The 22,988-nt window shown below is 71.0% G+C and carries 16 protein-coding genes and 1 pseudogene; 5 read left to right on the forward strand and 12 right to left on the reverse strand.

Going from position 1 to position 22,988, the window contains the following annotated elements; translation table 11 throughout:
• Positions 1–13: 13 nt before the first annotated feature.
• The 3 genes and pseudogenes from lepA to CFK39_RS01120 all read right to left on the reverse strand — a co-directional run bounded on the left by lepA (position 14) and on the right by CFK39_RS01120 (position 4,585).
• The gene (gene lepA / locus CFK39_RS01110; RefSeq protein ID WP_089063918.1) at positions 14–1,894 is read right to left on the reverse strand and encodes a translation elongation factor 4; all 1,881 of its coding nucleotides are present in this window, start codon (positions 1,892–1,894) and stop codon (positions 14–16) included.
• Positions 1,895–2,035: 141 nt separating this feature from the next.
• Positions 2,036–2,953 carry an alpha-E domain-containing protein gene (locus CFK39_RS01115; RefSeq protein ID WP_245822784.1) on the reverse strand — a complete coding sequence of 306 codons (918 nt, stop codon included), beginning with the start codon at positions 2,951–2,953 and terminating at the stop codon, positions 2,036–2,038.
• A pseudogene (locus tag CFK39_RS01120) lies at positions 2,940–4,585 on the reverse strand (circularly permuted type 2 ATP-grasp protein). Before CFK39_RS01120 ends, CFK39_RS01115 begins: the two are co-directional and overlap by 14 nt.
• Before the next feature lie 61 nt (positions 4,586–4,646).
• Between CFK39_RS01120 and CFK39_RS01125 the strand changes: the two are divergent.
• Both CFK39_RS01125 and rpsT read left to right on the forward strand, forming a co-directional pair.
• On the forward strand, positions 4,647–5,282 hold the full coding sequence (locus CFK39_RS01125) for a type II toxin-antitoxin system PemK/MazF family toxin (protein WP_089063919.1): 636 nt from the start codon (positions 4,647–4,649) through the stop codon (positions 5,280–5,282).
• A 296-nt stretch (positions 5,283–5,578) separates the two neighbouring features.
• Complete coding sequence (gene rpsT, locus CFK39_RS01130) at positions 5,579–5,845, forward strand: 30S ribosomal protein S20 (protein ID WP_089063920.1); 267 nt, start codon at positions 5,579–5,581, stop codon at positions 5,843–5,845.
• Between the two features lie 124 nt (positions 5,846–5,969).
• Here the strand turns inward: rpsT and holA are convergent, their stop codons facing one another.
• The 8 genes from holA to CFK39_RS01170 form a co-directional block, all read right to left on the reverse strand.
• Entirely contained in the window at positions 5,970–6,956 is a 987-nt protein-coding gene (gene holA / locus CFK39_RS01135) for a DNA polymerase III subunit delta (RefSeq protein WP_089063921.1), read from the reverse strand.
• Positions 6,957–6,989: 33 nt separating this feature from the next.
• Positions 6,990–9,353: a ComEC/Rec2 family competence protein gene (locus CFK39_RS01140; protein ID WP_089063922.1), complete on the reverse strand. Its 2,364-nt coding sequence runs from the start codon at positions 9,351–9,353 to the stop codon at positions 6,990–6,992.
• Entirely contained in the window at positions 9,350–10,150 is an 801-nt protein-coding gene (locus CFK39_RS01145) for a ComEA family DNA-binding protein (protein ID WP_089063923.1), read from the reverse strand. The genes CFK39_RS01140 and CFK39_RS01145 overlap by 4 nt, the downstream gene beginning before the upstream one ends.
• A gap of 136 nt (positions 10,151–10,286) precedes the next feature.
• Positions 10,287–10,982 carry a vitamin K epoxide reductase family protein gene (locus CFK39_RS01150; RefSeq protein ID WP_089063924.1) on the reverse strand — a complete coding sequence of 232 codons (696 nt, stop codon included), beginning with the start codon at positions 10,980–10,982 and terminating at the stop codon, positions 10,287–10,289.
• A gap of 50 nt (positions 10,983–11,032) precedes the next feature.
• On the reverse strand, positions 11,033–12,025 hold the full coding sequence (locus CFK39_RS01155; protein WP_089063925.1) for an NAD-dependent epimerase/dehydratase family protein: 993 nt from the start codon (positions 12,023–12,025) through the stop codon (positions 11,033–11,035).
• On the reverse strand, positions 12,022–14,721 hold the full coding sequence (locus CFK39_RS01160; protein WP_089066232.1) for an alpha/beta fold hydrolase: 2,700 nt from the start codon (positions 14,719–14,721) through the stop codon (positions 12,022–12,024). The genes CFK39_RS01155 and CFK39_RS01160 overlap by 4 nt, the downstream gene beginning before the upstream one ends.
• Positions 14,718–15,749, reverse strand: a complete 1,032-nt coding sequence (locus CFK39_RS01165; protein ID WP_089063926.1) for a 3-oxoacyl-ACP synthase III — start codon at positions 15,747–15,749, stop codon at positions 14,718–14,720. Before CFK39_RS01165 ends, CFK39_RS01160 begins: the two co-directional genes overlap by 4 nt.
• Before the next feature lie 107 nt (positions 15,750–15,856).
• Positions 15,857–16,843: a sugar phosphate isomerase/epimerase family protein gene (locus CFK39_RS01170; protein ID WP_089063927.1), complete on the reverse strand. Its 987-nt coding sequence runs from the start codon at positions 16,841–16,843 to the stop codon at positions 15,857–15,859.
• A 66-nt stretch (positions 16,844–16,909) separates the two neighbouring features.
• Here CFK39_RS01170 and CFK39_RS01175 point away from each other — a divergent pair, with 66 nt between their 5' ends.
• Complete coding sequence (locus CFK39_RS01175) at positions 16,910–18,154, forward strand: GNAT family N-acetyltransferase (RefSeq protein ID WP_089063928.1); 1,245 nt, start codon at positions 16,910–16,912, stop codon at positions 18,152–18,154.
• Positions 18,155–18,201: 47 nt separating this feature from the next.
• The gene (locus tag CFK39_RS01180) at positions 18,202–18,810 is read left to right on the forward strand and encodes a thymidine kinase (RefSeq protein ID WP_089063929.1); all 609 of its coding nucleotides are present in this window, start codon (positions 18,202–18,204) and stop codon (positions 18,808–18,810) included.
• A 30-nt stretch (positions 18,811–18,840) separates the two neighbouring features.
• On the opposite strand, the gene CFK39_RS01185 is transcribed toward CFK39_RS01180, so the two are convergent.
• Entirely contained in the window at positions 18,841–19,227 is a 387-nt protein-coding gene (locus CFK39_RS01185) for a hypothetical protein (RefSeq protein WP_089063930.1), read from the reverse strand.
• A 259-nt stretch (positions 19,228–19,486) separates the two neighbouring features.
• On the opposite strand from CFK39_RS01185, the gene CFK39_RS01190 reads away from it, so the two are divergent.
• Entirely contained in the window at positions 19,487–22,981 is a 3,495-nt protein-coding gene (locus tag CFK39_RS01190) for a bifunctional proline dehydrogenase/L-glutamate gamma-semialdehyde dehydrogenase (protein ID WP_157697019.1), read from the forward strand.
• The last annotated feature ends 7 nt before the right edge of the window (positions 22,982–22,988 follow it).

Raw genomic sequence — 22,988 nt, forward strand, 5'->3', positions numbered from 1 at the left:
CGTCGCCCGGGCGTCACTTCTTCTTGCTGTCCTTGGGCATGTCGCCCTCGTCGGAGGAGAGCGCGGCGATGAAGGCTTCCTGCGGGACCTCGACGGATCCGATGTTCTTCATGCGCTTCTTGCCCTCCTTCTGCTTCTCGAGCAGCTTGCGCTTGCGGGAGATGTCGCCGCCGTAGCACTTGGACAGCACGTCCTTGCGCATCGCGCGGATGTTCTCGCGGGCGATGATGCGGGCGCCGATGGCGGCCTGGATCGGCACCTCGAACTGTTGGCGCGGGATGAGCTTCTTGAGCTTCCCCGCCATCTCGACGCCGTAGTTGTACGCCCGGTCACGGTGCACGATGGCGCTGAACGCGTCGACGGGCTCGCCCTGCAGCAGCATGTCGACCTTGACCAGATCAGCGACCTGGGAGCCGGAGACGTCGTAGTCCAGGGAGGCGTAGCCGCGGGTCTTGGACTTCAGCTGGTCGAAGAAGTCGAAGACGATCTCGGCCAGCGGCAGGGTGTAGCGCAGCTCGACCCGGTCCTCGCTGAGGTAGTCCATCCCGCCGAGACTGCCGCGCTTGGACTGGCACAGCTCCATGACGGCGCCGATGAACTCGCTGGGCACCAGGATGGTGGCCTTGGTGATCGGTTCGGTGATGGACTCGACCTTGCCGACCGGGAAGTCGGAGGGGTTCATCACCTCGACCTCGGTGCCGTCCTCCATCGTCACCTGGTAGACGACGCTCGGGGCGGTGGAGATCAGTTCGAGGTTGAACTCGCGCTCCAGCCGTTCGCGGACGATCTCCAGGTGCAGCAGGCCGAGGAAGCCGACGCGGAACCCGAAGCCGAGGGCGGTGGAGGTCTCGGGCTCGTAGTTCAGGGAGGCGTCGTTGAGCTTGAGCTTGTCCAGCGCGTCGCGCAGCACCGGGTAGTCGGAGCCGTCGATCGGGAACAGCCCGGAGTAGACCATCGGCTTGGGCTCCGAATAGCCGGCCAGGGGCTGCTGGGCGCCGCGGATCGAGGTGGTGATGGTGTCGCCGACCTTGGACTGGCGCACGTCCTTCACCCCGGTGATCAGGTAGCCCACCTCGCCGGGGCCGATGCCCGGGGTGGGGTGCGGTTCCGGGGAGCTGACCCCGATCTCGAGCAGCTCGTGGTGCGCGCCGGTGGACATCATGTCGATGCGGTCGCGGGATTTCAGGGAGCCGTCGAACACGCGGATATAGGTGACCACGCCGCGGTAGGTGTCGTAGACGGAGTCGAAGATCATCGCGCGGCACGGGGCCTCGGCCTCACCGTGCGGGGCGGGCAGGGTCTGCACGACGTGGTCCAGCAGCTCGGGCACGCCGACCCCGGTCTTGCCGGAGACGCGCAGCACGTCGTCGGGATCCACGCCCACCAGCTGACCGATCTCGGCGGCGTACTTCTCCGGTTCCGCGCCGGGCAGGTCGATCTTGTTCAGCACCGGGATGATGGTGAGGTCGTGCTCCATCGCCAGGTACAGGTTCGCCAGCGTCTGGGCCTCGATGCCCTGCGCGGCATCGACCAGCAGGATCGCACCCTCGCAGGCGGCGAGCGAGCGGGAGACCTCGTAGGTGAAGTCGACGTGGCCGGGGGTGTCGATCATGTTCAGCGCATAGTTCACGCCGTCGACCTGCCAGGGCATGCGCACGGCCTGGCTCTTGACGGTGATCCCGCGCTCGCGCTCGATGTCCATCCGGTCGAGGTACTGGGCGCGCATCGCGCGCTCCTCGACGATCCCGGTGATCTGCAGCATCCGGTCGGCCAGGGTCGATTTGCCGTGGTCGATATGCGCGATGATGCAGAAGTTGCGCAGGCGCTCCTGGGGTGTCGACGCGGGCAGGATATCCCGGGCCTCATCGACAGCGATCCTCGGGCTCACCGGCATACATCCTCTCGTCGGTTCATGGTCGGGCGCAACTGCGCCCGGGCATCGACCTATCGTCTCATGCGAGCCGCCCTCGGCCCGCTCCCCGCCGCGCGCGAGGACGGAGGTCACAGGGAGACGTCAGTCGATCCCCCTCGCGCCTCAGTGCGCCGGGTGGAAGTAGGTGGTGCCCAGCGCCCGGGTGACAGCGCCGGTGACCATCTGCAGCTGCTCCATCTCCTCGTCGAAGTCGACGATGATGTCATCCAGCGAACGGAACCGCAGGCTGGCCAGGGCACGGCCGGCGATCCTCCGACCGGGCTCCGCCGCACCGAGGCGATCGAAGCTGTTCCCATGGAGCTTGGCGAGGGTCTCCAGCGCCTCGTCGAGCTCACTGAGGCAGTGCACGGCCGAGCGGGGGAAGATCGAGTCCAGCAGCAGGAACTCGATCGCCCGGGAGGAGCGGACGCGCCCCCGGTAGGTGCGGATGTATGCCTCGTGCGCGCTGCACGAACGCAGCAGCATCACGGTCCCTGCGGAGGAGGCGTCCGCCAGGTCGTGGTCCTGCAGATTGCGGGCGAGCATGTCGACCCGTTCGAGCAGCTGCCCGATGCGCAGGAACAGCCAGGCCTCGTCACGCGTCATGGAAGAGTCGACCAGACCGTTCACCACAGCGCAGCGGTCCTTCGCGAACTGGAAGGCGCCGTGCATGCGGGAGGGGCGCACTCCGCGGGGCAGGCCGAGCGTGGTGGTGTTCAGCGATTCCCACACCTCGGTCGAGAGCGCCTCGCGCACCCCGCGGGCATTCTCCCGTGCGGTGAGCAGCGCGCCGGCCACGGAGGACGGGTTCATCCGGTCGGTGACCAGGCTGTCCAGCACCCGCTGGACGGTGCAGTCCTCCTCGCCGACCTGCTCCACGCCGAAGATCTGGTAGACGGCGGCGCACGCGGCGGTGAGGTCCTCCGGGGTGTCCTCGGTGATGGACTGCAGAGTGACGTCGAGTATCCGAGCGGTCTGATCGGCGCGTTCGACGTATCGGCCGATCCAGAACATCGCGTCGGCGATCCTACTGAGCATCATGGGGTGTCTCCTCGACGTCGATGATCGGGATCGCGGAGGTGACCGGATCGGGTTCGGTGGCCCGCTCCTCGGCCGGTTCCTCGCGCACGTCCTCGAACTCGTCGTAGCTGTCGTCGGTGGGGTCCTCGATCGCTTCGTCGCGGGTCTCCTGGGACTGCGCGGTCGAGGAAGCAGGGCCGGTGTCGGCGGTGCGCTCCGCGGCGAGCACCCAGGTGTCCTTCGAGCCGCCGCCGCGGGAGGAGTTCACGATCATCTCGCCGCGGGGCAGTGCGACCCGAGTGAGTCCGCCCGGCAGCACCCAGACATCGTCGCCGCTGTTCAGCGCGAAGGGGCGCAGATCCACATGGCGCGGTTCGGGCCCCTCCTCGACCAGGGTCGGGATCGTGGACAGCTGCACCACGGGCTGGGCGATCCAGCCGCGGGGGTCGGCCTGCAACCGGGCACGCAGCTCATCGAGCTCCTCGGCAGTGGCCGCAGGACCGATGACGATGCCCTTGCCGCCGGAGCCGTCCACGGGCTTGACCACCAGCTCCTCGAGCCGGTCCAGGACCTCGGCGCGGGACTCGGGCTCCTCCAGCCGCCAGGTGTCGACGTTGGGCAGGATCGGCTCCTCGCCCAGGTAGTAGCGGATCAGGTCGGGCACGTAGGTGTAGGTGAGCTTGTCGTCCCCGATGCCGTTGCCGATGCCGTTGGCGACCACGACGTTCCCGGCGAGGACCGCGCGGACGAGGCCGGGTACGCCCAGCATCGAGTCGGGACGGAACACCTCGGGGTCGATGAAGTCGTCGTCGGTGCGCTTGTAGATCACGTCGACCCGCCGCAGCCCGGCAGTGGTGCGCATATAGATGCGCTCGTTGCGCTCGACCAGGTCGGAGGCCTCCACGAGGTCCACCCCCATGGTGCGTGCCAGCAGGGAGTGCTCGAAGTAGGCGCTGTTGAAGCGCCCCGGCGTGAGCACCACCACCGTGGCCTCCTCATCGGGGATGTCCGGCGCAGCGGCCTGCAGCGCGGAGAGCAGGCGGCCCGGATAGTCCCCGACCCGACGGACCGGCCGGTCGGCGAACAGCTCGGGAAGCCCTGCGCCATGGCGCGGCGGTTCGAGAGCACGTAGCTGACCCCGCTGGGGGTGCGCACATTGTCCTCCAGCACCCGGAACTCGCGGTCCCCGTCGCGCACCAGGTCGATGCCGGAGATGTGGATCCGCACGCCGTTCGGCGGGGTGTAGCCGCGCATCTCCTCGACCACATAGGTGGAGGAGGTGATCAGCTCTGCGGGGATCACCCCGTCAGCGATCGCCGACTGGTCGTTGTAGAGGTCATCGAGGAAGCGCTCGAGGGCGGCCACCCGCTGGGAGATGCCTGCGGAGACCCGCGCCCATTCCTCGGCCTCGATCACCCGCGGGATCGCGTCGATCGGGAAGGGGCGCTCCTCCCCAGCGTGGTCGAAGGTGATGCCCTGGTCGAGGTAGCTGCGAGCCAATGACTCCGAACGGGAGCGGAACTCCTCGGGCCCGAGCCCGGCCAGCGCGTCGTGCAGGGCGCGGTAGGTGGGCCGCACGGTGCCGTCGGGCGCGAACATCTCGTCGCCTCCGGCACCGGTGCGGGCGCTGTGGAACAGCGAGGTGGAAGACATGCCTACCATTCTCACACCACCCCTGCCCGGTGTGGCGCAGAACGCCCAGGAAGCGAGCACCATGTCCCTGCTGTCCCGACTCGGATCGGCCCTCCGCACCGCTGTGCGCTCCCCTTCGGTGCGGCGCAGCGCGCGTCGTCTCAGCCGCACTGCGGTGCGCGCGGCGCGGCAGAGCACCGGTGCCGACCGCAGTCCCCGGGCCGGCTCGGATCCACGGTCGGCGGGCGGCTCCTCCGGCGGCGAGGGTTCCCACGCGCTCGCTGATCGTCGCTCCCGCAGTGTCGTGGTGCTCGCCTATGAGCCGCACGCCGATGACCGCCCCGACCCGGGCGAGGTCGTCTGGGCCTGGGTGCCCTACGAGGAGGACATCACCCAGGGCAAGGATCGTCCCGTACTGGTGATCGCGGAGGAGAGCGCCGATCGCGGCGGCTCGGATGGCTCGGGTCAGGTGCTGGTGGCGCTCATGCTCACCTCCCGCGACCGTGCCGCCGAGGGAGCCGTGGCCACCGACGAGCACGGCTCCACGTGGGTCGACATCGGAGCCGGGGGCTGGGACCGCAGGGGCCGGCCCTCGGAGGTGCGTGCAGACCGGCTGCTGCGGCTCTCGCCGGAGGCGGTGCGTCGTGAGGGCGGCCGGCTGGATCGGGAACGCTATGACCGGGTGGCCGCCGTGGTGCGGGACGTCCACGGCTGGTGAGGGTCCGTGGCCGGCGATGGCCCGACTCCTGTGGCGCAGGAGACACGGCGCACATCGGATGCGGTCAGCTGGCCCGGCTCTGGTAATGTTCCCCACCGTATGTGTGACATACCGTTCGGTGTGCGCATGACGTGGTCCCGCCGTGTCAGGGGCGACGATTCGTGCGACCCGGGCGAGTACCCGTGGCAGCGACCCGGTACCGACGTCTCCAGGCGAGTCCCCACCGCCGTCCCCGTCGGCTCCGTTCCTCGGCCGTCTCGGATGATCCACCGCAGCAGCACAAGAGAAGAGTCTTCGTGGCAAACATCAAGTCCCAGATCAAGCGGAACAAGACGAACGAGAAGGCGCGTCTGCGCAATCGTGCCGTCAAGTCCGAGCTCAAGACCTACACCCGCAAGGTGAAGGCTGCCGTCTCCACCGGTGATGCCGAGGTGGCGGGCGAGGCGCTCAAGAGCGCGTCCCGCAAGCTCGACAAGGCCGTCTCCAAGGGCGTCATCCACGAGAACCAGGCCGCGAACCGCAAGTCCGGTCTCGCGAAGCTGGTCACCGGCATCGCCAAGTGACGACCGGCAGCCGTTGAGCTGCCTGCCCGCATGACGGGGTGAGCACCGAGCCCGGTGCGCAGTGATGCGCACCGGGCTCGGTGCTGTCCGCGTGCTGTCCGAGCGCAGGTGGGCCGGCCGCGGTTCAGCGCGCCCGGCGGGCGCGGCAGATACCCATCACCATGCGCTGCACCGACCACTGGGGGTCGCGTCCGGCGCCTTTGACCTCGTGGTCAGCGCGGGCCACCGCCTCCAATGCCCGAGCCAGTGAACGGTCGTTCCAGTGTCTGGCCTCACGGCCGAGGTTGCGCAGCATCCAGTCGGGCATCCCCAGGGTGCGAGCGCTGGCGCCGGGAGCGGTGACCTTCGCCAGGGACCGCATCTTGGACGCGATCGCGGCGACGATCGGCACCGGATCGGCGCCGGCGAGCTGTGCCTGCTGGAGCAGCTGCAGGGCATCCTGCTCCCGCCCGGCGATGGCAGCATCCGCCACGGCGAAGGCGGTGGACTCGACCCTTCCGGCCGTCAGGGCGTGGACATCCGCCACGGTCACCTGCGGGGCCTGTTCACCCGGGTCGGGGGTGGTGTCGTCGATGAGCTGACGACTGATCGCGGCGAGCTCGGCGAGATCGGTGCCGAAGGCATCGACGAGGGCGATCAGCGCCTCCGGCTGGATACGGCGCTGAGCGCGCGCGAACTCGGCGGCGACGAAGGCCTGCTTGTCCCCGGCGCGCTTGACGGGGCTCGCATCGACTCGCGGCACCCCGGCCTTCTTCAGGGCGTCCAGCAGCTTCTTGCCGCGGTTGCCACCTCGATGGACGAGCACCACGGTGACATCCTGCTCGGGCGCCCTGAGGTACTCGAGCAGCTCGAGGACGAGCGCATCGGGCGCCGACTGCAGCTCGGGGACCACAACGAAACGGGGCTCGCCGAACAGCGAGGGGCTGGCCACCTGGGCCAGCGCCCCGGGGCCGAGGCTGTCTCCGGAGAGGTCATGGACCTCCACCGTGGGATCGGACTCGCGGGCGAGACTCCGCAGGCGCTGGACAGCGCGGTCGGCGATCAGGGTCTCGGTGCCGTGGATCAGCACGATCGGTGCGAGGGCGACGCTGTGCCACTCGACATCGCTCACGGGGGCTCCTCACTGCTGGGGGACTGGCTGATCCTATCGGGCCGGGCCGACGCTGCGCGGTGGCGAGCTGCCGTCGGCCGGTAGCGTCACGGTGCCGTTCACGTCGGTGCGCAGGATCTGGGCGCCGACGTCGCGCATGAGGTCCAATGCCTCCGCGGTGGGGTGGCCGAAGCTGTTGTCCTGTCCCGCCGGAACCAGGGCGAGGTCCGGATCGAGCTGCCGATACAGCGGCGGGTGCTGGAATCGGGAACCGTGATGGGCGACCTTGACGATGTCGGCGGGACCGGGGTCCAGCCCGGCGAGCTCCTGCTGGGCGGCAGGCTCGAGATCGCCGAGGGCGAGCAGACGGGTGCCATCGTCCCAGAGCACGTCGAGCACGATCGAGCAGTCGTTGGCCGGGTCACCGTTTCCCGCGCTGTGCTCCGCGGCGCCGGCGCGCAGGGCGTCCTCCGCCGAGTCCGGCCACAGCACGCGCAGCGAGAGCCCGGGCCGCTGCCAGGTCTCCCCGGTGGTGGCGACGGTGGTCGGCACCTGGGGCACCGTCTGCTGAGCGGGGTCCGGCAGCGGGCAGATCCATTGCTCGTGCGGGGCGCGGCGTCCGTGGAGCGCGCTCCGGCCCCCGGTGTGGTCCTGATGGGGGTGGGTCAGCACCAGCAGGTCGATGTGCCGCACCTCCAGCCTGTCCAGGCACTGCCGCAGAGTCGCGGGATCGGGCCCGGTGTCGATCAGGACCGTGGTGGCCTCCGCGGCGTCGGCGCGGGAGCGCAGCAGCAGGGCATCGCCCTGGCCGACCGCGCACAGGGCAACGGTCCACTCCGGCCCAGTGCTCAGCGGGAGCAGCCGGCCCGTCCCGGGCGCCAGCACCGCGACCAGTAGCGCTGCCACCACCCACCGCGTCAGGGGAAGCCGGCGGGCCGCCACGGCGATCACGGCGGCGAGGAGCACAGCCACGGCCAGCAGCACCCCGATCCCTCCCTCGGGCACCGCGATGCGGGAGCCGGGCAGGGCATCGGCCGCCCGCGCGATCAGCAGCACCAGGTGGGCTCCCCCGGCGGCGAGCGTCCACAAGAGCTCCGCTGCGGCCGGCCAGACCGTCCCGATCACGAGGGCCAGCAGCCCGATCACCGTGGACGGTCCCACCAGCGGCCCCACCAGGATGTTCACCGGCACCGCCCAGGCGGAGACCTCCGGGGTGAGCAGGATCAGCACCGGGGTGCAGGCGAGCTGGGCGACCAGCGGCACCGCGAGCACGAGCGCGGCGGTGCGGCCGATCCGTGCTCCGCTGAGCTCCTGGAGGGCGGTCGCCAGCGGCGGCGCGGCCAGCAGTATGGCCGCGGTCGCGAGGGCGGACAGCAGGAATCCGATGGACGCGGCGGTGACCGGATCGAGCACGGACCACAGGGCCACGGTGAGGGCGAGTGCTGCCGTCGGTGAGGCTCGCACCCCGGCGAAGCGTGCGGCCAGCAGGGGGACCGCCATCGTCGCCGCGCGCTGGACGCTGGGTTCGTCCCCGACCAGCCACACGTAGCCTGCCACCACCGCTGCGGCGACGAGCAGCCGGGGTCGGCGGCGCACCCCGCTCAGCAGCAGCGGGCCCAGCACTGCGGCCAGGACCAGTGCGATGTTCGCGCCGGAGACGGCGACCAGATGAGAGATCCCTGCTCGCCGCATGATGTCCTCGGTCCTCTCCCCCATGCCCCGGGTGTCGCCCAGGACCATCCCGCGCACCAGTGCTGCTTCGTCGCCGGGGAGGTGGGAGGTGGCCTGCCGGGCCTGCCGGCGCAACGCGTGGCGAGCGGACTGGGCACGGCCCGCGAGACCCGCCGATGCCACCGGTCGCACCTCGGTCGCGCGCACGATGACCAGGGACCCGCTGAGGACGACCCGCCCCCGCAGGTGCGCGAGATCGCCGTCCCGCACCCGGGACAGATCCTGCGACGGTTCGCCGGAGGCACGTACCAGGACCGGCAACGAGGCGGGCAGCGAGACGACATCGCGGCCCACCCGAGCCGGACCGCGCACCGTCCGTGCCCGCATCTGCTGGCCCTGACGGGCCCACGACGGTCCGCCGCCCGGCGGGGCAGGATCTGCCGCGGCGACGACGGAGAGCTCCACCACCAGCCCCTGCTGCGCCGCCTCCTCCAAGGTCGTGTCGGTGCTTCCGTGCCGCTGCAGCGCCGGGAACAGCAGCGCCCCGGCCAGCACCACGACGCCCAGGTGGGCAAAGAGGCTGCGCGACGTGCGCGGTGAGCCGGTGAGAGTGACAGCGCTCAGCGCGAGGGCGACCAGCACGGCGCCACCGGCGACGGCCGCCGCGGTGCCGGCGGTGACGCCGAGCACGGCCAGCGCCCAGACACAGGTCGCGCCGGGCAGCAGGCGCAGATCTGCCCGGGTCATACGGTCGCCCGACCGCGGATCTCCTCGAGGGTGGCGGGCCCGATCCCGGAGACCTCCAGCAATCCGTCCACCGCCTGGAAGGGGCCGTTCTTCTCCCGATGCTCCACGATGCGCTGGGCGATCGCCGGTCCCACCCCGGGCAGCTCCTCGAGCTCGGCGGCGCCGGCGGTGTTCAGATCGATCAGCGCCCCGCCGTCGGGCTCCTCCGCCCCGCCCGTGGACGCGGGTCCTCCCGCCATGGCGGGGCGGGGCTGCTCCCCCGGCACCGGGACGTGGATCTGCTCGCCGTCGGCGAGCGGTCGGGCCAGGTTCACCACCGAGAGATCGGCATCTCCCGTCGGGCCGCCGGCGGCGCGCAGGGCGTCATCCACCCGGGCATCACCCGGCAGCTGCACCACACCGGGGGCCGCCACCGCCCCGGAGACGTGGACGACGATCTCGGAGGAGTCGGTGGCTGCGGAGGCCGACGGGACGGACGTCGGCTCGGGCGCCCCGGCATCGCTCGCGGCGTCGGTCGCGTGTTCCGAGGAGGCGGCCTCGACACCCTGATCGTGGGCTGTCGGAGCCGGCTCCACCGGCACAGCGGAGCCCGACCCGGACAGATGCACGACCCCGACCGCGATCAGCACCAGCACTGCGAGACCCACCAGCGCCGATGGCGACGGTGCGGGCAGCGTCAGATGACGAGTCCGCTGCGGTGCGGAGTGGTCGCGCCGCGCGATGAGCGCCTGACCCGATCGGCGGTGCCTCCCGGCGCGACCGCGCCGCGGCCCCTCGGATCCGGTGTGTGCTCCCATGACTGCGACGCTAGGTCGCCGATCATGTCGACTTCTACGGACGGATCGTCGTTGGGGACGGCCGCCCGCTGGGGAGGAACGGTCGGCTCCACCTCGTCACCGAGCCACCACCGTTCGCGATCCCCTGACCCATCGCTCAGGACAGGCCCAGCATCACCAGCCACTGCTGCCGGAACATCAGGGCGATCACGACGATCACCATCAGGTACCACAGCAGCGTCAGCACCACCCACCGTCGCAGCAGGCCCGCCAGCGGTGCGGGCACGCGCAGATCGCCGCTCTCGATGGTGTGGGCCAGGGTGGCGAAGAACATCGGCGCCGTGACCGACCAGATCACCATGCACCACGGGCACAGCGCGCCGATCACGAAGATCGTGGAGGACGCCAGGAAGTGCACGTAACCGAACGCGAAGGTGATCCCGCCCAGCCGGGCCCAGCGGAACCAGGTGGGCAGCGGGGTGCCGGACGCCATCAGCGCACCGAGCGCGCCCATGATCGCGAAGCCCCCCAGACCGATCGCCATGTTCGGGATCCCCAGTGCGGAGGACTGCCAGGTCATCATCACGTTGCCGCAGGAGATGAAGGGGTTCACATCGCAGGCCAGGCTGGAGCCCGGGTTGGCGAGCAGGAACTCCTTGCCGACCTGCAGCTCGAGCGAACCGATCCAGCCGACCAACGCACCGATCAGCAGCACCAGCCCGGTCACCCGCTGCCCGGCGCGCGCCTTCGCGGAGCGCTCGGCGGCGAGCTCGGCGTCGATCTCGGCCAGCAGGGTCGCGTCGTCGTGCGCGGGTTCCGTGCCTGCCGGGTCCGTGGTGGGGCTCTCGTTCATTCGATGACCGTGCTCTTCCGTGCGGGGGGACGGGGCGTCAGGAACAGCTGTCAGACAACGGGGTGCTCGCGGAACCAGGCCGCGAGGAGGGCGTTGCCCTCGTCCATGCTCACCCGGGGCGTCCAGTGCAGCCGCTCGCGGGTGCGGCGCTGGTCGAACCAGTGCGCCGTGGACATCTGCTCGGCGAGGAACTCCGTCATCGGCGGCTCGTCATGGCCGGGACGCTTCTCCCAGATCCGCTCGATCACGCGACCGGCGAAACGGGCCGCGGAGCCGGGGACGCGAAGAGTGGGTACGGGTACCCCGGCGGCCTCGCACCAGCCGGCGAACACGTCGCGGACCGTGCGGGGCTCACCGTTGGAGACCACGAAGCTCTCCCCGTGCACCTCGTCGATCCGATCCAGCCCCGCGACGATCGCCTCGGCGGCATTGGTGACGTAGGTGGTGTCGATCAGTGCCATGCCGTCGTCCAGCAGCGGCAACCGGCCGCGGCGAGCACGATCGACGATCCGGCCCACCAGCTGGGTGTCGCCGGGGCCCCACACCACGTGGGGACGGATCGAGGTGACCTGCAGTCCGTCTGTGCCATCCGCCTCCATGGCCAGCAGCTCGGCCGCCGCCTTGGTACGGGCGTAGGGGCCGCGGGCCATCGAGGGGTCGGCGGGGGTGGCATCCGCACCGACGATCGCCCTGCCCAGGTGGGCGACCGACGGGGAGGAGACGTTCACCAGCGCGCCCCCGCCCTGGGCGCGCAGCGCCTCGACCACATGGCGGGTGCCCTCGATGTTGATCGCCCGGTACTCGTGCTCGGGCCCGGAGATGGAGACCTTCGCGGCGAGGTGGACCACCGCATCGACGCCCTGCACTGCACGGCGCACATCGTCGGCCTCGGTGAGGGAACCGGTGAGGTCCTGGACCCCGTCGATCCCGGCGGGACGGCGCTGGAAGGCGCGCACCGACGCGCCCTGGTCGCGCAGGGCGGTTGCGACCGCCCCGCCGAGCATGCCGGAGGCCCCGGTGACCAGGACGATCGGCGCACTCACAGGGCCTCCGCCCGCTCCCCGGCCAGGGTCTGCGCGGACCAGCGCGACAGCGCCGCTCGATCGATCTTCGAGTTGTGGCGGATGTCGGTGGGCAGCGCGCTGGTGGTGAACACCGCGACCACCTCGGCTCCCGAGCGGTCCCGCACGGCGCGGCGCACGGCCTCCTGCAGGGAGGGCTCGGCGGGACGGGGGCGACCGGGCCTGCCGGGACGGTAGCCGGACTCGGTCTCGAGGATCACCACCACCTGCTGGGTGCCGCGGGGGCCGACGGCGGCGGCGCCGGCACGGCGCACCGTGGGCACGGACTCCGCGGCGTCCTCGACCTGGACGGGGGTGAGCAGGCCGGAGGCGGTGGCGAGCACATGCGCCGCACGGCCCTCGACCCACAGCCGACCGTCCTGGTCGAGATGGCCGACATCACCTGTGGCATGCCAGCCCTCAAAGCGCATCGCGGTGTGGGTGGTGCCCCAGAGCATCAGGTACCGGTCCCGCACATGCGGGGCGCGCACGAGAATCTCGCCACGTCGCCCGGCGTCCTGGGTGATCTCCCCGGTGGTGGTCCCCAGCTCGTCCATCACGGCGATCGCGATCTCGACGCGCGGCACCGGACGGCCGACGCACACGCCGGAGCCCTCGCCCGCGGCCTCGATGCCCTCGAGGTCGATCGCGGCCACGGCCAGGCACTCGGTCATGCCGTACGGGGTCAGCGCCCGCGCGCTGGGCATCAGCGTGCGCAGCTCGCGCAGCAGCTGCGCGGGGATCGGCGCGCCGGCGGAGAAGAAGCTCGCCGCCTGGGCCATCGCGGCACGGCCGGCCTCGTCGAGCTGGTCAGCGGTGTCGATGATGTTGCGCAGCGCCGCAGGCGCGGTGAACACGGCCGGGCTGCCGAGGGCGGCGATCGCCGCCGCCAGGGCCGGGGCGGTGAGGTCGCCGGGACGCATGATGTCCATGTCCGGCACCACCGTCGGCGCTCCGAGCGCCGGACCCAGCAGGGCGAAGGTGGCGAAACCGGCGACGAGTCCGCGCTCCGGGGCGAGGTCCAGGGTGTCCCCCACCGCGGTGAACATGGCGCCCAGCTGGCGGTGGGTGAGCACCGCGCCCTTGGCGGGGCCGGTCGAGCCGGAGGTGAACAGGATCGCGGCGTCCGCATCGGGCTCGGGCCAGGGCGCGTTCAGCGGCGCGCCGAGTTCCCGCATCATCGCCCCGGAGCGGGCGAGCTCGGCGATCGACGTCTCCACGCCCAGGGCTGCACGATCCACGGTCGGCAGCTGCTGGACCGAGAGACGACGGCCGGGCCAGCCCAGCGCCCGTGCGCCGATCAGTGCCTTCGTGATGCCGATGAACCAGTCGGGGTGGGAGCCGATGACCGCGCGGGTCAGGCCTGCCGTCCCCAGGCCGGCGTCGGCCACGACGGCGACAGCACCGATCCGGAAGCAGGCGTAGAGCACGCCGGTGAGGTCTGCGCCGGGCGTGATCAGCAGGCTCACGCGGTCCCCGGGCCTCACCCCGTGGGCGAGGAGCCCCGCGGCGATGTCATCGACGCGGCGGTTCAGCAGTGACCAGGAGATCTCCCGATTCTCGCCGTCCTCGCCGCCCAACTCCACCACGGCGGCGCGATGGGCATGGCGGGGATCGGCGGCCAGCTCGGCGATCGACGCGCCGATGTGCCGCTGCGGAGCCTGCTCGGCATGGGCGGAGACGGGCTGCCAGGCAGGTGCTGAGCTGCGGGGCTGCTCGGCGGTGCCGAAGGTCGTCTCCAGCCAGTCGGCGACCAGTCCGGCGACGTCGGCGTCCTCCCACACCAGGTGGGAGGCGCCCTCGAAGCGGTGCACGTCGGCGTGCGGGACCCGCTGGATGAGGTCGCGCAGGAAGCGGTCTGAGAAGGTGATGTCCCGTGGGCCCCAGGCGAACAGGGTGGGGACGTCCAGCTCGGTGATGCCGCTCGCGACCCGTTCGAGGGTGCTGCGGGAGGGGTGGTCAGCGGCGGCCGGGATGTCGGCGACGAACTGATCGATGCCCCGTCGGCGGGCACGTCCCCGGTACGGGGCGAGATAGGCGTCCTGGACCTCGCGCGGCAGCGACGGCTTCGACAGGGCCAGCGTGGTGCGCAGGAAGGTGTCGGTCACAGAGGTCGAGGGGGTGCGGAACCAGGGCGCGGTCGCCAGCTGCAGCGCTCTGGGCAGGGCCTCTTCGAGCTTCTGATGAACCCCGGTGTTGGTGAGGATCATCCCGGCCAGGTCGTGACGGTTGTCCAGCGCCCAGCCGGCGGAGATCAGGCCGCCCCAGTCATGGCCGACGGTCACCACCGGTCCGCGCAGGGACAGGGCATCGGTCAGCATCGACAGATCCGTGATGCGGTCCTGGTAGCGACGCTTCAGCCCGGTGCGCTCGGAGTAGCCCATCTCGAGCTGGTCGACCGCGATCAGCCGCCAGGGGATGTCCTCCCGCACCAGAGAACGGAAGAGGAAGGAATAGGTGGGGTTGCCGTGGACGGCCAGCAGGGTGCCACGGGGGGTGATCCCGCGCTCGGCGAGCAGCGGGCCGGAATCCAGCAGATGCCAGCGGCGCGGCTCGCCGGTGTGGTCGCGGACCTCGAGGGTGCGGTGCAGGCGCGGATCCACGCCGGGCTGGTCCGGGATCTCGGGGCCTGCGGGGGACGACGCCCGTCGGCGGCCCGGGCTGCGGGCGGGGTTCACCACTGGACCTCCATCATCGCCGTGTTCAGTCCTGAGCCGACCCCCATCAGCAGCACGCGCTGACCTGGTTCGACATCGTCCTGGATGTGCGCGAGCGTCATCGGCACCGCCTCGGCGGCGACGTTGCCCCAGTCCGCGAGGGTGACCGGGATGCGTTCCATCCCCACCCCCGTGATCTTCGAGAAGTTGCGGATGTAGACCGACGAGACCTGGTGCGGGATGACGAGGTCGAGGGTCTTGAAGTCATAGCCGGCCTCGTTGGCGCCCTTCCAGGTGTCCAGGATGAGCTGGATCCCGTTCTCGAGCAGTCCGGCGGAGTCGGTGCGCATGTCCTGCATGTTCGCCACGCACAGCTCGTGGTGCTCGGTGCCGGCGCGAGCCTGGGTGTGCTTCAGCCGGTGCCCCTCGGGATGCACATCGGCGGGGCCGAGGACCGCGGCGGCGGCCCCGGATCCCAGGGTCAGGGACGCGAACTGGTTGTTGAAGTCCGCACGGGTGGAGGTCTTGGAGTTCAGGCGGTCGATGGTGCCGCGCTGGACCTGCTCGACGTCCTCCGCACCGACGACCAGGGCGTACTGGATCTGCCCGGAATCGATCATGCTCGCCGCCATCGTCATCGCATTGACGAAGCCGAGGCAGGCGTTGGTGATGTCGAAGTTCATGCAGCTGGGGGGCATGCCCAGGGAGTGGTGGATCCCGGTGGAGACGGCCGGTTCCAGGTGCTGGCGGGAGACGGAGGCGTTGATCAGCAGACCGACCTGGTCGCGCATGATGCCGGCCTTGGCCATCGCCCGCTCGGCGGCGAGCACGACACCCTGCTTCCAGCCCGTGTCCCGGTCACGCCACCAACGACGCTCGTAGACGCCGGCCACCCGTTGCAGCACACCCTTGGGCAGCCGCAGTCGCTTGCGTGCCGGGGAGAGCATCTCGTCGATCTCATCCGAGGTCACCGTGACCTGCGGGAGGCTCATCTCGATCGCGAGCAGGCTGGTGTTCCTGTGGACGATCCCTGTGTTCCCGTTCCCCATCAGAGTGCGTTACCTCGTCGTTCCGTGTCGCTGTCGTCGTCGCATGGCGGCCAGGACCGGCCCGAGACATGCGTTCGTCATTGTCACACCTGCACCTGGGGACCACCTCACGGCGTGGTGGATCCCACGTCGCCTGCGGCGCTCCCGTCGTCGTCCCCGTCCAGATGATGACCGAGATGGTGGCGGGCGAAGGCGAGGCTCTGGCGCAGCGTGCGCTCACGGGCCTCGGCATTGCTGCTGGTGGTGACCTCGAGCAGCACCGAGCCCTCCCAGCCGCGGTTGGCCAGGCGCCGCAGCACCTCGGCGCAGGGCTGATTGCCCTCACCGGGCGGCAGGTGCTCGTCCTTGGTGGTCTTCCCGGAGCCGTCCGTCAGGTGCAGGTGGGTGAGGCGGTCGCCGAGCCGCTCGATCATCTCCAGCGCGTCGTCACCTGCGGTCGCGGCATGGGAGAGGTCGACGGTGACGTGGGCGTACTCCTCGTCGGTCGGATCGTGGTCGGGGAAGTAGTTCAGCAGCTCCCGCACCCCGAGCCTCCACGGATACATGTTCTCGACCGCGATCGCGATGCCGTGCTCCTCCTCGAGCGCGGCGACGCCCTCGACGAAGCCGTGCGCGTACTTCCCCTGCCAGCGGAACGGGGGATGCGCCACGATCGTGGGGACCCCGAGCTCCTTGGCGATCTCGATGGTGCGCTCGATCTTCACCCACGCATCACGGCCCCACAGGCCCTGCAGGAAGAACAGGGTGGGGGCGTGGAGGGAGAGGATCGGCAGCTCGTAGCGTTCGGAGTAGGCGCGCAGGAGGTCGGGGTCCTGACTGTCCTTGGGGTAGGAGACCATCACCTCCATGCCGTCGTAGCCGATCTCGTGGGCGAGTCGGAAGGACTCCTCGACCCCGGCGGGGAAGACGGAGGAGGTGGACAGCCCCACCGGGATCCTCCGCTGGGGGTGCTGGTCACTGCGCGGATCGCCCGCCGAGAGTCGCTTGGAGAGCTTCTCGCGGGCCGTGCGATGCGCGCTGCTCGGCCGGGTGTAGGGCTTGCGGGCACCGTTGCGCGGCGCATCCGTGGAAGGACGATCACGGCGTGGGCTCACGACATCTCCTCTGGGCTGGACAGGCCTGGTCAGTATGCAACAAGCCTGCGCCCTAGACTCTTCCGCATGCCCGTTCGAGATCTCACCGCCGCGGACTTCCTCAGCTATCGGACCATGGCCTCCGGCGCTTTCGGTGGAGGGGTCGACCCGGCCTCCCCCGCCGCTCCCCAGGATTTCTCCCCCGGCCAGATCCCGCTGGGCATCGATGCCTCGACGCTGCCGGGCGGGCCGCGCGGCGTGATCGCCGCAGGCGCCCGGATCCGCCGCGACCAGGTGGTGCTGGGCGGTGGGGTCGCCGGCTGCGGCGGTGTCGCGGGACTGGCGGTCCATCCTGCGTATCGCGGGGAGGGTCTGTTCGGGACGCTGCTGACCGCCGTCATCGCCCGCTGCGGTGTCGAGGGAATGGCGCTGTCGATGCTGTATCCCTCGAACCCGTCGATCTATCGCCGCTACGGCTACCAGGTGGTCGCGCGGGGGCAGTCGCTGATCGTGCCGCTGGTGGATCTGCAGCGGATCCCCGCAGTCCCGGGCCGGCGCCTCGTCCCCGTCACCGCCGAGTCGATGCCGCGGCTGCGCCGCCTCCATCACCAGCTGACCGCCGGCGACAACCTGATGCTGCGCCGCGAGCCGCCGCTGTTCCCCGAGGCCATGCCCGCCCATCCCTGGTCCGCGCTGCTGCTCGAGGACGAGTCCGGCACCGCGCACGGCTATATGTCCTGGACGCGCCGCCCCGGCGACGCGGACGGCGTCGGCCTCGAGGTGCACGAGCTCCTCGGCCGCTCCCGCTCGGACCGGCAGGCGCTGCTGCGCTCCCTGGGCTCCTGGTCCACGGTGAGCGAGCAGGTGCGGCTGCGGCTGCGCACCGAGGATCCCGTCCTGGACGTGCTTCCCGGCGGCGGGGCCCGTCCCGATCCGTCACCGCAACCGCTGGTGATGATGCGGGTGATCGACACGGAAGCGACCCTGCGCGCCCGCCGCGCCCCTGCCGGCCTGGACGGCACGCTCCGGCTCGTCGTCGAGGACGACACCGTCCCCGCGGGCACCTGCCGCGCCGGGGGCACCTACCTGGTCTCCGCGCACCACGGCGACGTCACTGCGGCGGCGGAGGACGTTCCTGCGGGCGCAGCACCGACGGATGTGCTGGGCACCTGCCGGTTGGACATCCACTCCGCCTCGCTCCTGCTCGTCGGAGGCCGCACTCTCGCCGACGCCCGCCGTCTGGGCCTGCGCGCCGAGGCGGAGCCGGCGGGCGAGTCCTTCCTGGACGCGCTGCTGGCCGGTCCTCGGCCCAGCGTCCTGGACGCCTTCTGATCCCTTCTGTCGACCTGTTCCTCTCCCCCGACCCCCGGAGCATCCGCATGGCCAAGCTGCATTTCAAGTACGGAGCGATGAACTCCGGGAAGTCCGACACCCTGATCAAGACCGCCTACAACTACGACGAGCGGGGGCTGGCCACCCTGACCGTGAAACCGGCGCTGGATACGAAGGGGGAGGACTGGGTGGTCGCCCGCGGAGGTGCGCGGCGGCGGGTGGATGTGCTCGCGGTCATCGGCGATGACCTGCGCGCCCTCGTCGGCTCCACGGCCGATGACGGCGGACTGCGCCCGCTGCACTGCGTCCTGGTCGATGAGGCGCAGTTCCTCGAGCCGCACCAGATCGACGATCTCTTCCGGATCGCGAAGCTCGATGGGGTCTCGGTCATCTGCTACGGGCTGCGCACCGATTTCCGCACCGCGATGTTCCCCGGCGCCGCGCGCCTGTTCGAACTCGCGGACAACATCGAGAAGCTGCCGACCATGTGTCGCTGCGGCTCGCAGGCCGAGTTCAACTGCCGCGCCGTCGACGGCCGCTTCGTCTTCGAAGGAGCGCAGGTCGCGATCGACGGCGAAGCAGTGACCTACATGTCGCTGTGCGGCTCGTGCTTCATGCAGGAGCAGGAACGCGCCGGGGTCACCGTCCTGGGGTGACACCGGCGCGTCCCTGCGCTGAGTGGGGGCTCAGGAGCTGAGCGGGCGATCCTCGCCGACCTCGGCGTCACCGCCGGCGTGGGCGCTGTCCGCGGAGTTCTCGTCCACGGCTGCGGCCTCGTCGTCCAGCTCGTCGGAGGAGTCGCCGGCGAGGCGCTCCTTGGCGGAGTCCGCGGCCCCGGCTACCGCCTCCTGCGCCCTGGCGGCGACCTCCGGGCCCTTCTCCTTGACCGCCCCGGCGGTGTCCTGCGCGACCCGCGACGCGGTCTCCCTCGCCTGCGCGGCGCGACGCTGCACCTCGGGGTCCTCGGCGACCCGGTGGGCCGTGCGCTCGAGGGAGTCGTAGGGTCCTCGACCCATCCGCGAACCGACCACGAAACCGATCGCCAGCCCGGCTACGAAAATGAACCTCTTCATCACTGCCTCCTGCATCGTCGGGTATGTGCCCTGCATCGTGCCACAGCCGGGCGCCGCCCCGATGACGGGCCGACCGAGCGGTCCCGGACGCCGCCCTGCCCGCTCGTCCCCCTTTGGTCCCACTTCGGTCACACAACCTCCACGAACCGGCTCCGATCGCGGTATCGGCGGGACGCGCGAGGTCTTACGATCTAGGGACGGGGACACCGGTCGCGCCGACCCTCCTGTCGCCCGCTCCACAGCACCGTCGCCGTGATCCATGAACGAGGAGAGAGCTCCGTTGTCCCCTGTGAACCCCTCGCAGTCCCCGCTCGATGCCGCCCCTGCCGTCCCGACCCTCGATGAGGTCTCGGCGCAGGTCCGCACCTGGGTGCACGCCGCCGCCACCCGTCCCATACCGGGACCGGCGAAGATGCTCTCGGATCTGCTGCAGGACCCGAAGGGCCTGGAATTCACGCTGGCCTTCGTGGACCGCGTGATCCGGCCGGAGGATCCGCGCGCCGCCGCCGTCGAGCTGCACCGCCTCGCCCAGGATCCGCCGGCCTTCCTCCCCGCACCGCTGCGCCGCGTGATCGCCCTGGGCGGCGCCGCGTCCACCCTCGCCCCGTCACTGGTGGTGCCGACCGCGCAAGCGGCGATGCGTCGCATGGTCGGCCACCTGATCCTCGATGCCCGCCCCCGGCCCCTGAGCAGTGCGATCCAGCGGCTCACCGCCGACGGCACGGCACTGAACCTCAACCTGCTGGGCGAGGCCGTGCTCGGTGCGCAGGAGGCCGATCGCCGTCTCCAGGGCGTGCGAGAGCTGGTGGCCCGGAATGATGTCGACTACGCCTCGATCAAGGTGTCCTCGATCGTGGACCATCTGCCGCTGTGGGCGGCGGAGGAGACCGTCGACCACATCGTCGAGACGCTGCTGCCGCTGTACCTCGAAGCCGCTCGCGGCGAGAACCCCACGTTCTTGAACATGGACATGGAGGAGTACCGGGACCTCGAGCTGACCCTGCAGGTCTTCGAGAAGCTCCTGGACCGCCCCGAGCTCGCCTCCCTGCATGCCGGGATCGTGCTGCAGGCCTACCTGCCGGACGCCCCGTCCGCGATGGCTCGCCTGCGCCGCTTCGGCGAGCGGCGGGTGGCCGCGGGCGGGGAACCGATCAAGGTGCGTCTGGTCAAGGGCGCGAACCTGGCGCTGGAGCAGGTCGACGCCTCGGTGCACGGCTGGACCCAGGCGCCGCTGCTGTCGAAGGAGGAGACCGACGCGCAGTACAAGCGCATGCTGCTGGAGGCGCTGGACCCCGCCAAGCTCGCGGCCGTCCACCTCGGTGTGGCCGGCCACAATCTCTTCGATGTCGCCTTCGCCCATCTGCTGATGCAGGGCCGGGGCATCCCGGCCGGTCCCGGGCATGGCGTCGAGTTCGAGATGCTCGCCGGGATGGCGCCGGGACAGCAGGCAGTGGTGCGCGAGGCCACCGGCACGATGCGCCTGTACGTGCCGATCGTGCACCCCCGCCACTTCGACGTCGCCGTCTCCTACCTGGTGCGACGCCTGGAAGAGAATGCTTCCTCGCAGAACTTCCTCTCCGCGGCCTTCGAGCTGGACAGCTCCGAGGAGCTCTTCGCCCGTGAGCGGCAGCGCTTCTCCCGGGCGCTGGAACGTGCGCTGCAGGAGACCTCGCTGCCCACCCACCGCGACCAGGACCGCGGTGCGGAGGCTGCGGACGGCCAGGGCGCCCTGCAGCTCGGGTCCCCGGCGGTGCCGGCGGTCCCCGGTAATTTCCGCAACACTCCCGACACCGATCTTTCGACGCCGATGAACCAGCAGTGGGCGGCCGGGATCACCCACCGCATCCGCGGCTCGCAGCTCGGCGTCGCGGAGGTCCGCGCCGCCCGGCTCAAGACGGTCGAGGCCGTGGACTCGACCATCTCCGACGCCCTCGCGGCGCAGCCGGCCTGGGAGGCGCTGGGGGTCGAGAAGAGGGCGATGATCCTGCGCCGTGCCGCCGGGACGCTCGCCGCTCACCGCGGTGAGCTGCTGGAGGTGATGGCCTCCGAGACCGGCAAGACCTTCGAGCAGGGCGATCCGGAGGTGAGCGAGGCGATCGACTTCGCCCTCTACTACGCCGAGCAGATCGAGCAGCTGGCCGGCCTCGAGGACGTGCGCGCCCGGGCGCGGCCGCTGACCCTGGTCACTCCGCCCTGGAACTTCCCGGTCGCGATCCCCACCGGCGGTGTCGTCGCCGCCCTGGCCACCGGCAGCGCGGTGATCATGAAGCCGGCGCCGCAGTCCCGTCGCTGCGGCGCTCTGATCGGCCGGCTGCTGCACGAGGCCGGGGTGCCCGAGGGCGTGTTCACGCTCGTGGACGTGCCCGAGAACGAGGTGGGCCGGGCACTGATCTCCGATCCCCGGATCTCACAGCTGATCCTCACCGGCGCCTCGGACACGGCCGCGCTGTTCGCCTCCTGGCGTCCCGAACTGCGGATCCTCGCCGAGACCAGCGGCAAGAACTCGATCATCGTCACTCCGCAGGCCGATCTCGACCTCGCCGCGCACGATGTCGCCGCGAGCGCCTTCGGCCACGCCGGTCAGAAGTGCTCGGCCGCCTCGCTGGTGATCACGGTCGGGTCGGTCACCACCTCCCGCCGGTTCTCCGCACAGCTGGCGGACGCGGTGCTGAGCCTGCATGTGGGCCGCCCGACGGATCCGACGGTCCAGATGGGGCCGGTCATCGAGCCGCCCGGCGAGAAGCTGCGCTCCGGGCTCACTGAGCTCCGCGAGGGGGAGGCATGGCTCTCGCGCCCTCGTCAGCTCGATGAATCGGGCACGGTGTTCTCTCCCGGGGTCCGCACCGGGGTCGAGGAGGGCTCGCCCTTCCATCTCACCGAATACTTCGGTCCGGTGCTCGGAGTGATCCACGCCGAGTCCCTCGAGGAGGCGATGCGGATCCAGAACGGCACCGCCTTCGGCCTGACCGCCGGGATCCATTCGCTGGAGCCCACGGAGGTCGCCTGGTGGACCGAGCATGTCGAGGCCGGGAACCTGTACGTCAACCGCGGCATCACCGGCGCGATCGTGGAGCGCCAGCCCTTCGGCGGCTGGAAGCGCTCGGCGATCGGGCAGACCGCGAAGGCGGGAGGCCCGAACTACCTGGTGCACCTGATGGACTGGTCCGACTCCGACGGGGCTCCCGACCGCGGGCAGGATGCGGAGGCCTGGCTGGACGCGGCACGTCACAGCGACCGCGAGCACTGGGCGAGCACCTTCATCCCGCGCGATGCACAGCAGCTCCACGGCGAGATCAACGTGCTGCGGTACCTGCCGCTGCCGGTGATGATCCGCGCCGCCGAGGGCACCACGGCGCAGGAGCTGACGCGGGTGCTGCACGCCGCGGCGACCGTCGACTCCGAGGTCGAGGTGTCCGTCCCCTCCGCAGAGCTCGCCAGCACGGCCCGGGAGTCCGGGCTCGCCGAAGCGGCCGTGCAGGTCCAGGACGCCACCGCTTTCGCCGCGCGGATCCCCGACCTCGAGCAGTCACGGATCCGCCTGCTCGGCCAGAGCGATCCCGCGCTGCGCGCCGCGATCGCGGATCGCATCGAGGTGGCGCTGTTCACCGGCGAGGTGGTGGTCGACGGACGGGTGGAGCTGCTGCCCTTCGTGCATGAGCAGGCGATCAGTGCCACGAACCATCGCTACGGGAACCCGCTGCCGGAAGAGCTGGACCTCACCGGCGGTCAGGGCTGGGCCCGCGGCCGGCTCTGAGGACAGA

The organism is Brachybacterium avium, from assembly GCF_002216795.1.
In the GTDB taxonomy this organism is placed as follows: Bacteria; Actinomycetota; Actinomycetes; order Actinomycetales; family Dermabacteraceae; genus Brachybacterium; species Brachybacterium avium.